At 41.9% G+C, this 9,365-nt stretch carries 9 protein-coding genes; 5 read left to right on the top strand and 4 right to left on the bottom strand.

The annotated features are described in order from the left end of the window. Window positions 1-431: 431 nt before the first annotated feature. Window positions 432-1,418 carry a catabolite repressor/activator gene (cra, locus tag HMPREF9065_RS08720; RefSeq protein ID WP_021615245.1) on the top strand — a complete coding sequence of 329 codons (987 nt, stop codon included), beginning with the start codon at window positions 432-434 and terminating at the stop codon, window positions 1,416-1,418. On the opposite strand, the gene HMPREF9065_RS08725 is transcribed toward cra, so the two are convergent. Continuing rightward, the gene (locus HMPREF9065_RS08725) at window positions 1,402-2,115 is read right to left on the bottom strand and encodes a SanA/YdcF family protein (RefSeq protein ID WP_021615244.1); all 714 of its coding nucleotides are present in this window, start codon (window positions 2,113-2,115) and stop codon (window positions 1,402-1,404) included. The two genes, cra and HMPREF9065_RS08725, sit on opposite strands and share 17 nt — an antisense overlap. Before the next feature lie 181 nt (window positions 2,116-2,296). On the opposite strand from HMPREF9065_RS08725, the gene HMPREF9065_RS08730 reads away from it, so the two are divergent. From HMPREF9065_RS08730 to HMPREF9065_RS08740, 3 genes are all read left to right on the top strand, one after another. Then, the gene (locus HMPREF9065_RS08730) at window positions 2,297-3,391 is read left to right on the top strand and encodes a homoserine O-acetyltransferase MetX (RefSeq protein WP_033002357.1); all 1,095 of its coding nucleotides are present in this window, start codon (window positions 2,297-2,299) and stop codon (window positions 3,389-3,391) included. A 334-nt stretch (window positions 3,392-3,725) separates the two neighbouring features. Beyond that, on the top strand, window positions 3,726-4,727 hold the full coding sequence (gene purR / locus HMPREF9065_RS08735) for an HTH-type transcriptional repressor PurR (protein WP_021615241.1): 1,002 nt from the start codon (window positions 3,726-3,728) through the stop codon (window positions 4,725-4,727). An 18-nt stretch (window positions 4,728-4,745) separates the two neighbouring features. Then, window positions 4,746-5,282 (top strand): elongation factor P hydroxylase, encoded by a 537-nt coding sequence (locus HMPREF9065_RS08740; protein WP_021615240.1) that lies wholly within the window; start codon window positions 4,746-4,748, stop codon window positions 5,280-5,282. A gap of 82 nt (window positions 5,283-5,364) precedes the next feature. On the opposite strand, the gene HMPREF9065_RS08745 is transcribed toward HMPREF9065_RS08740, so the two are convergent. Further along, a complete protein-coding gene (locus tag HMPREF9065_RS08745; RefSeq protein WP_021615239.1) occupies window positions 5,365-5,673 on the bottom strand; it encodes an HI1450 family dsDNA-mimic protein in 309 nt (102 codons plus the stop codon). Between the two features lie 188 nt (window positions 5,674-5,861). On the opposite strand from HMPREF9065_RS08745, the gene ttcA reads away from it, so the two are divergent. Then, window positions 5,862-6,794 (top strand): tRNA 2-thiocytidine(32) synthetase TtcA, encoded by a 933-nt coding sequence (gene ttcA / locus HMPREF9065_RS08750; protein WP_021615238.1) that lies wholly within the window; start codon window positions 5,862-5,864, stop codon window positions 6,792-6,794. A 60-nt stretch (window positions 6,795-6,854) separates the two neighbouring features. Here the strand turns inward: ttcA and folC are convergent, their stop codons facing one another. Next, the gene (folC, locus tag HMPREF9065_RS08755) at window positions 6,855-8,213 is read right to left on the bottom strand and encodes a bifunctional tetrahydrofolate synthase/dihydrofolate synthase (RefSeq protein WP_021615237.1); all 1,359 of its coding nucleotides are present in this window, start codon (window positions 8,211-8,213) and stop codon (window positions 6,855-6,857) included. Between the two features lie 2 nt (window positions 8,214-8,215). Then, complete coding sequence (gene accD / locus HMPREF9065_RS08760; RefSeq protein ID WP_033002349.1) at window positions 8,216-9,103, bottom strand: acetyl-CoA carboxylase, carboxyltransferase subunit beta; 888 nt, start codon at window positions 9,101-9,103, stop codon at window positions 8,216-8,218. Between the last annotated feature and the right edge of the window lie 262 nt (window positions 9,104-9,365).

Raw genomic sequence — 9,365 nt, 5'->3', positions numbered from 1 at the left:
CGAAATGAATAACGCGCTTGACGGTTGATAATACATTGGTTGAAAAAATACCTCCCAAAATTACCGCACTTTAGTTCGTTCCGTGATTGATTCTGTCGTGCATTGAGATGCACGCTACGCAGGAAATCATGAATTGTGCATCGAGATTAATCATTCGTGCAACAAGTTGCACGCTACGGGGTAAATAAAGTGCGGTCATTTTTTATAAAATTTTAAATGACCGATACGCTTTAAGACTGGCATTTTCCGTGATTCACACATAATTCTTGAGTTTTTTTGTAGGTTTTTCTGTCAAAAGGTGCAAAAATGAACCGCACTTTATAAAGCACTTCTAAAACTGTGATGGATGTCTGTTTTTTACATGCGCTAAAAGCGTAGACTCTACCTTACCCTATCAAATTCTCTATTTCTGACATTTATAAGGAGTTAATGTGAAATTAGATGAAATTGCCAAACTTGCCGGTGTCTCTTGCACAACGGTGAGCTATGTTGTAAACGGAAAAGCCAAGCAATACCGTGTGAGTGATAGCACTATCAAAAAAGTGGAAGCCTTAATTAAACAGTATGATTTTAAACCCAATGCAATGGCCGCCAGCCTGCGTGTAGGCAAAAGTAAAACCATCGGTTTAATTATTCCGGATTTTGAGAATATCAGTTATGCCAAAATTGCTAACAATTTAGAAAATCATTTAAGAGAAATCGGCTATCAATTACTGATTTCTTGCTCTAACGATAAAGTTAAAAATGAAGAAGACTGCGTAAAACACTTGTTACAACGCCAAATTGATGCCTTGGTGGTCTCTTCCGCATTGCCTTACAACACAGATTTTTACCAGCACACCAACATTCCGGTGATCGGTTTTGATCGCCAAATTCTATCGCCCAATGTCGTGAATCTTTTAACGGACGATGAAGGCGATGCCTATCGGTTAAGCCATGAGCTATTCAAGCAAGCCAAACAACAACGCATTCTATTTTTTGGTGCATTACCTGAATTGCCTATCAGCCAAGCCCGCGAAAAAGGCTTTCGTCAAGCATTAGGCGGGAAAAACATTGCCGCAACCTATTTGTACACGGATAACTTCCATAAAAACCATGCGGCCACCGCATTTTCTCGTTGGTTAGATCAAAATGAATTACCAACCTCGATTTTTACTACCTCTTTTACGCTGTTAGAAGGCGTGTTATTGGTGTTATTACAGCGACAAGGTCATATTCCGCCTCAACTCATGATTGCAACCTTTGGGCATTTTGAAATGTTGGAATTATTGGAAAATGCCGTGATTTGCAGTGTGCAAGATTACGACAAAATATCGCGATCATTGTTAAATCTTGCGTTGAATGCGCTCTCGAAAAAACATAAAAACACAGTGAACACAACGCCTTTAATGCGGAAAATTGTTAAGTATCACTGTTGATACTAGGAATGCTAAGTGGTGGGGGAAGCGGTTCCGGTTCTCCCAAAAAGTGCGGTTCTTTTTCGATGAGAATATCCCAAACCGCCTGTAGGCGTGCAAAAAACTCTCTGATTCTCACCCAAGAAGACACTTGCGGATAATCGGCGACAAAACAAATGGCGTCGATCTTGTGGAATTTCGCAATAAACAAGGCACGCTCACAATGGAACTTCTGCGAAATAATGGTAAAAGAATGTGCCTGAAAGACTTGATCGGCACGAACCACCGAATCCAATGTACGAAATCCGGCGAAATCTAAATAAATAAATTCCGGCGGCACGCCCATTCTTTTCAGATCGTTAAGCATCGTTCGTGGCTCATTATATTGACGCGTGCGATTGTCTCCGCTTAACAATAAATAATCCACTTTTCTCGCTTCAAATAGACGTTGTGCCGCCAACAAGCGATTATGATAAAACAGATTCAATGCGTTATTGGCAAAGTATTTTGATGTGCCAAGCACTAAGCCGTAAGGGCGATTTGGGATTTTGGCAATATCGTAATAAATGTTCTCCCGAACATAATAACCAATCATGGCATCTACGATAATCAATAAAAAAACAGAAAACGCCACAAATCCACTCAAATAGCGCACGATTCGCTTAATGTGCAATCTGTCAAACAGGTTTTGTAACGTTTCTTTTAAAGCCAATTTCATTGATGTGATTCAGATAAAAATGATTATTAACAAAATAATCAAAACAACACGGAAATTCAAGCGTAATCTTTGTTTCTACAGACTTCAAAACTTCTAGATGTTTAGATGGCTAAATTTCCTTGACAAGCGCTAAGGCAAGCGGTAGTTTATGCGCCTATTCTTGATAACCCAAATGCCGGCAATGACAATTAAAACAACAACGCTTTTTACCCAGCAACCCTTAGATCTCCTTTTAGGTGGCCAACTTGATCATATTGATGTCGCCTACCAAACCTATGGTGAGCTCAATGCGGAGAAAAGCAATGCGGTATTGATTTGTCATGCATTAACCGGTGATGCCGAACCCTATTTTGCAAAAGAGCAACATCAAGAAGGCTGGTGGCAAAATTTTATGGGCGATGGTTTGGCATTAGACACCTCCCGTTATTTCTTTATTTGTTCGAATGTTCTCGGTGGCTGTAAAGGCACTACCGGTCCGGCTTCGCTTAATCCAAAAACCAACCGCCCTTATGGCAGTCAATTTCCTTCTGTGATGGTGCAAGATTTAATCAAAGTGCAAAAAGCCTTGCTGGATACCCTCGAAATCCCGCATTTACACGCCATTATTGGTGGCTCTTTCGGCGGTATGCAAGCCACTCAATGGGCGATTGATTACCCGGATTTTGTCTCTAATGTGGTCAACCTTTGCTCTTCCCTTTCTTTCAGCGCAGAAGCCATTGGATTTAATCATGTCATGCGACAAGCTGTCATTAACGATCCGCATTTCAACAATGGCGATTATTACGATGGCGAAAAACCGGATAAAGGGCTCGCCATTGCTCGTATGCTGGGTATGCTCACTTATCGCACCGACATACAACTAAATAAAGCCTTTGGGCGTGCCACCAAAGCGGAGGGTAATTTACAGGGCGATTATTTCCAAGTGGAATCCTATTTAAGTTATCAAGGGCAGAAATTTCTTGCCCGATTCGACGCCAATAGCTATTTGCATTTATTGCGCGCGTTAGATTTATACGATCCCAGCATCGGGTATGCCGATTTGAACACGGCACTTTCTCGCATCAAAGCCGCTTATACCCTCGTCGCGGTAGAAAACGATCAACTTTTTAAACTGCCGGAATTGCGTAAAAGTAAGCAATTATTAGAACAAAGTGGTGTGCGCTTGACGTATCATGAATTCGCCTCCGATTACGGGCATGATGCGTTTTTGGTGGACTACGCATTTTTTGAAAAGAAAATTCGCGACGGATTGGCTGGCGACGCCTTAAATACATAAAAAAACAAACCGCACTTTAAGATGAAATCCACTGAATTCCTCTTAAAGTGCGGTTTATTTTTCGTGATTTTCTGTCTAAAAAATTGATGTGGCCAAAATCACAACAACACTTAAAGACAAGACAACCATCATCATGGCATAACCAAAAGTACCCATTTTTAACCTCGTTAATCATTGATCTAGTATGAAACTTGCCACATTTTAACAAAAAATTTACGCAAAACGCCAGCCTAATCTGAAAAAGTGTGACAAAGTACAAAATTTTGCCTTTCCGCCCTTAACCAATCCCCCTTCCCTCTTTATAATAGCTCAAATTTTTTTTACGGAGCAAATTATGGCAACGATCAAAGATGTCGCCAAAATGGCCGGCGTTTCCACCACCACCGTCTCGCACGTGATCAACAAAACTCGCTTTGTTGCAGAGGATACCGAGAAATTAGTCTTACAAGCCATTAAAGATCTCAATTATTCGCCAAGCGCGGTGGCGCGTAGCCTAAAAATTAATACCACGAAATCCATCGGGATGATTGTTACCACCAGCGAAACGCCTTATTTTGCGGAAATTATTCACGCCGTAGAAGAACATTGCTACCGCCAAGGGTATTCGCTCTTTCTGTGCAACACGCAAAATAACGCAGAAAAAATCCGCAATCATTTGGATATGCTTGCTCAAAAACGAGTGGATGGCATTTTAGTGATGTGTTCGGAGTATTTGCCGGATTCCTTGAATATATTAACTAACTTTGAAACCATTCCAATGGTTGTCATGGATTGGGGCCCGAATGTTGATACGGATATCATTCAAGACAACAGTTTTAATGGCGGTTATTTAGCCACTCAACATCTTATTGAAAATGGTCATAAACATATTGGGATTATTGCCGGTGAACTCTCCAAAACCACAGCAAAAACCCGTTACGAAGGCTTTGTGCACGCCATGCAAGAGGCCGGATTAACCATCAACCCCAAGTGGGTGATGGAAGGTTTTTTTGAACCGGAAGACGGCTATGAATGCATGAACAAAATTTTACGGCAAGACACCTTGCCAACAGCCGTATTTTGTTGCAATGACGTCATGGCATTAGGTGCAATTTCCGCCATTGGCGAAAAAGGCTTGCGTGTGCCGGATGATATTTCAATCATTGGCTATGATAATATTCACGCCTCTCGTTTTTATGCACCACCGCTCACAACGATTCACCAATCCAAATCCCGCTTAGGCGTTCAGGCGGTCAATTTGTTATTTGAACGCATTAACCACAAATCTGAACAGAGGGAAACAATTGAAATCCACCCCGAACTGGTCGTTCGCAAATCAGTGAAAAAAATCTCGTAAAGCTTTTGGGAGACAGGCATGGAACATGACATTAACGATTTAATCGCGATTTTTAATCAATGTTTTGAACAAGAATACAACACGAAATTGGTTAAAGGTGGCGATGAACCCTTATATGTGCCGGCAAATGACACTTGCCCCTATAATGCCATCTATTTTGCTCGTGGTTTTTATAGCAGCGGACTACACGAAATTGCTCATTGGTTAGTCGCCGGAAAAGAACGTCGCAAATTGGAGGATTTTGGCTATTGGTACGAACCCGATGGCAGAACGGAAGAACAGCAACGATTATTTGAGCAGGTTGAAGTCAAACCACAAGCCTTAGAATGGATTCTTGCTACCGCGGCAAATTTTCGTTATTTTGCAAGCTCGGATAATCTCAATGGTCAGCCCGGCGACACCCAACCGTTTAAACTCGCCGTTTATCGACAAGTACAACATTATGCCTCAGCAGGCTTACCGAAACGTGCCGAAACACTTCGTCAAGCGCTGGCGAAATTCTATGGCACGGAAGATACCATTGACCTAGCCAAATTTGATGTCACCAAAATCTAACTCAGTGATTCTCTCTCATTTTTAACCGCACTTTTACGCGTACTTTCCTTTCTTAAGCCTAAAAGTGCGGTGTTTTTTTCCATTATTCTTTCCAGATAATATGATATTGGCGATCCTTTTCTTCATGAGAAATCAGGAATTTGGCAAAAACATCATCCATCACATCTTGCGCATTCACCAACCCAATCCACACTTCCGCATAAGCCTCCGGATCGATTAAAACCCCGATTTCCTCTTCCCAATTCTCCGCCGTTTCAACAAATTCAACCGCACCTCGCTCTTCAAATTGAAGGTTAAACAACAGAATATCTGCCGGAGAAAGATTCTCTGGTGCCATTTCAAGGAAAATATCGTAAGCCATGTCAATGGCCATATCAGGATCAAGTTTCATTCGTTCAGTCCTATTTCAGTTTCATTAATAAAATTGAGGGGAATCATAGCATATTCTGCCCCAAGACCGGTCGTTTTCTTAATTTCTCACACCAAGTGCGGTGTGTTTTAAGATCGTTTTAATTCATTTATACAAACCTTAAGGCTTCGTATATAATGAGCCGCTTTCCAGATAACCGAATAAACACAATGAATACAGCAAACTCAATCGAAAAAAAACAAAATTACAATTTCAATAAATTACAAAAACGCCTGCGCCGTAACGTCGGCAATGCCATTGCCGATTTCAATATGATCGAGGAAGGCGATAAAGTGATGGTGTGCCTTTCCGGCGGCAAAGACAGCTATACCCTATTGGATATTTTGCTCAATCTACAACAAAACGCACCGGTCAATTTCGAGATCGTGGCGGTGAATTTAGACCAAAAACAACCGGGCTTTCCGGAACACGTTCTGCCGACATATTTACAAAAAATCGGTGTGGATTACAAAATTGTTGAAGAAAACACCTACGGCATCGTGAAAGAAAAAATCCCCGAAGGTAAAACCACCTGCTCGCTTTGCTCGCGTTTACGTCGTGGAATTTTATACCGTACAGCGACCGAATTAGGCGCAACTAAAATCGCCTTAGGACATCATCGTGATGATATGTTGGCAACGCTGTTTCTCAATATGTTCTACGGCGGAAAATTAAAATCCATGCCACCTAAATTGATTTCTGATGATGGCAAGCACATTGTGATTCGTCCGCTGGCGTATTGCAAAGAGAAAGATATTGAAAAATATGCCACCGCGAAAGCGTTCCCGATTATTCCTTGCAATCTCTGCGGCTCTCAACCTAACTTACAACGTCAAGTCGTCAAAGAAATGCTAAATACGTGGGATCGCCAATATCCGGGCCGTTTAGAAACCATGTTTAGCGCCATGCAAAACATTACCCTTTCACATTTATGTGATCCGAAATGCTTTGATTTTAAAGAGATAAAACAGGGGCAGTTATTTGATGGCATCGAAGGGGACACGGCATTTGATGAAGAAAAGATCACCCCGATGACATTTGACGATGACGATCAGGCTGATTTCAGTGAACAAGGTATGATTGCCTTTAAAGAAGTCAAATAAAAACACTATCAAACAAAGACAAAAAAATAGCACTGATATGCTTCTCAGTGCTATTTTTGTTTATATCGACCTTGATGGCTGACTGAATGTCAAAAACTCACCTACGGTATGAAAAGAGCCAAAGACCAGCACAGTATCATTTTTATTAGCCATTTTCACCGCACTTTTCACGCCTTCTGCCACAGAATCGGCACTGTTGCCCTGCACCGTCAAATGCTGTTGTTCGGCAACTTGTCGCAAGGTGAGTAATAATGCTTTCCCCTCTTGCCCGCGATACCCCCCTAACGTAACGCAATGCCATTCATCCACCAGCGGTAGTAAAGGCGTCAACACGCCTACCGCATCTTTGTCTTTTAAAATACCGCAAACGGCAACCAGTTTTCCTTGCGATTGGGCTTTAAGTGCGGTCAGTTTTTCTGCTAAATAACGTGCTGCGTGCGGATTATGCCCCACATCAATAATCATACGCGGTAGCGCTTCCACTTCACGCTGAACCATTTGCGCTAAATGTGTTAAGCCTGCCGGTTTCACCGTTTGAAAACGCCCGGTGAGCTCCACCTCAAGCAAGGATTTTTTCACGGTTTCAAGAGAAATTTCAAACGGCATTTTTTGTACTGCCGCAAGTGCTGTTGCCGCATTGGCTAACGGAATTTGGCAAAGCGGTAAATCCGCTAACAAATTCCACCGCACTTTTTCATCTTCACGCGTGGTTTGCCATGTCCAACTTTGTTCCTGTTGGCAAAAATGCCAATCAAGGTGACGACAAAATAATTGGCAACCTAATGTTTCGGCATGCGCCAACATGCTTTGCGGAATGTTGGGTTCACCGATAATCACCGGTTTATTAGCGCGGAAAATTCCCGCTTTTTCAAAACCAATTTGATCGCGCGTAGAACCGAGGAAATCCGTATGATCAATGTCGATACTGGTAATGACTGCCATATCATTGTCCACGATATTCGTGGCATCCAAGCGACCACCCAGCCCCACTTCTAAAATCACCACATCCAATCTTGCCTGTTTAAACAAATGTAACGCAGACATCGTGCTGAATTCAAAATACGTTAATGATTGCGTTTTGTTTTGCTCAATATACGCAAAAGAAGCTGTGTGCTCTGAATCATCCAACTCGTGATTCTGAATACGAACACGTTCGTTATAACGTAACAAATGTGGTGAAGAATATACGCCAACACGATAGCCGGCATTCAATAACATAGTTTCTAACAAACGACAAGTGGTACCTTTACCATTTGTACCGCCCACGGTAATCACGAAAGGTGCCGGCGTGAGCAAATCCAATTCTTGGGCGACAGATTTAATGCGTTCCAGCCCCAAATCAATCGCTTTAAAATGACTGTTTTCCAAATAAGAAAGCCACTCGTCGAGTGGCGAAGTGGCTTTTAACATTGTGTTCATATTTATTCTTCTGTGATTAATTCGCTTTCCACAAAAGGAGACGGCTTATTCATCAATTTGCTGACCAAACTCGCCAAAGTATTACGCATATCAGCACGTTTTACGATCATGTCGATTGCGCCCTTTTCCAATAAAAATTCACTACGTTGGAAACCTTCCGGCAATTTTTCACGCACGGTTTGTTCAATAACGCGTGGACCGGCAAAACCAATTAAGGCTTTTGGTTCGGCAATGTTGATATCGCCCAACATTGCGAAACTTGCAGAAACGCCACCTAAGGTTGGATCCGTTAATACGGAAATGAATGGCACGCCTTTTTCACGCATTTTAGCCAACACGGCGCTGGTTTTTGCCATTTGCATCAGGGAGTACAAGGCTTCCTGCATACGTGCGCCACCACTAGCAGAGAAACAGACAAACGGGCAATTTTCTTCAATGGCTTTTTCGGCAGCTTTGACAAATTTCGCGCCCACCACAGACCCCATGGAACCGCCCATAAAGCTAAAGTTAGAGGCAGCGGCCACAATCGGCATACTGTATAACGTACCGTAAAATACAATTAAGGCATCTTTTTCGCCGGTTTCTTTCTGAGCAGCGGTAATACGATCTTTATATTTCTTTAAGTCTTTGAATTTCAAAATATCTTTCGGTTCTAACTCTGCCGCTAATTCTTGTGTACTGTCTTGATCCAATAAGCCCAATAAACGTTCACGCGCATCAATGCGCATATGGTGGCCACATTTCGGGCAAACTTCCAAATGACGTTTTAATTCTTCACGATATAACACCTGTTCGCATGAGGTACATTTTGTCCACACGCCTTCAGGCACATTGGCCTTGCGGGAAGAAGACGAAGTGCTTTTACTAAAAATTCTATCAATCCAGCTCATATTTAACCTTTTTCTCTTGATTAACAAAAAATTGTGGGCTATTAGACCATAATTTTAAAAAATTTTATAGCAATTTATACTGATCTGATTAGTCATCAAGTGCGGTCATTTTCCCGAGTATTTTTATCTGATAAAAACGTTAGAAAAACTGACCGCACTTTGATCTGCACCCGAAAACCTGGACACCTATTTTGAGGTGCAGATTATGTCCTACTCTTATCAATTTCATTTGAAAATTATCAAACTCGTCACCGAACAGGAT

It is taken from the genome of Aggregatibacter sp. oral taxon 458 str. W10330 (assembly GCF_000466335.1).
GTDB lineage: Bacteria > Pseudomonadota > Gammaproteobacteria > Enterobacterales > Pasteurellaceae > Aggregatibacter.
The sequence above is the reverse complement of the archived record's forward strand: the minus strand, read 5'-3'. Positions and strand labels throughout refer to the sequence as shown.

What these genes read in the sequence shown, in the direction of transcription:
- HMPREF9065_RS08725 (WP_021615244.1), bottom strand. Translation starts at nt 2,115, where the DNA reads ATGAAATTGGCTTTAAAAGAAACGTTACAAAACCTGTTTGACAGATTG.
- HMPREF9065_RS08730 (WP_033002357.1), top strand. Translation starts at nt 2,297, where the DNA reads ATGACAATTAAAACAACAACGCTTTTTACCCAGCAACCCTTAGATCTC.
- purR (WP_021615241.1), top strand. Translation starts at nt 3,726, where the DNA reads ATGGCAACGATCAAAGATGTCGCCAAAATGGCCGGCGTTTCCACCACC.
- HMPREF9065_RS08740 (WP_021615240.1), top strand. Translation starts at nt 4,746, where the DNA reads ATGGAACATGACATTAACGATTTAATCGCGATTTTTAATCAATGTTTT.
- HMPREF9065_RS08745 (WP_021615239.1), bottom strand. Translation starts at nt 5,673, where the DNA reads ATGAAACTTGATCCTGATATGGCCATTGACATGGCTTACGATATTTTC.
- ttcA (WP_021615238.1), top strand. Translation starts at nt 5,862, where the DNA reads ATGAATACAGCAAACTCAATCGAAAAAAAACAAAATTACAATTTCAAT.
- folC (WP_021615237.1), bottom strand. Translation starts at nt 8,213, where the DNA reads ATGAACACAATGTTAAAAGCCACTTCGCCACTCGACGAGTGGCTTTCT.
- accD (WP_033002349.1), bottom strand. Translation starts at nt 9,103, where the DNA reads ATGAGCTGGATTGATAGAATTTTTAGTAAAAGCACTTCGTCTTCTTCC.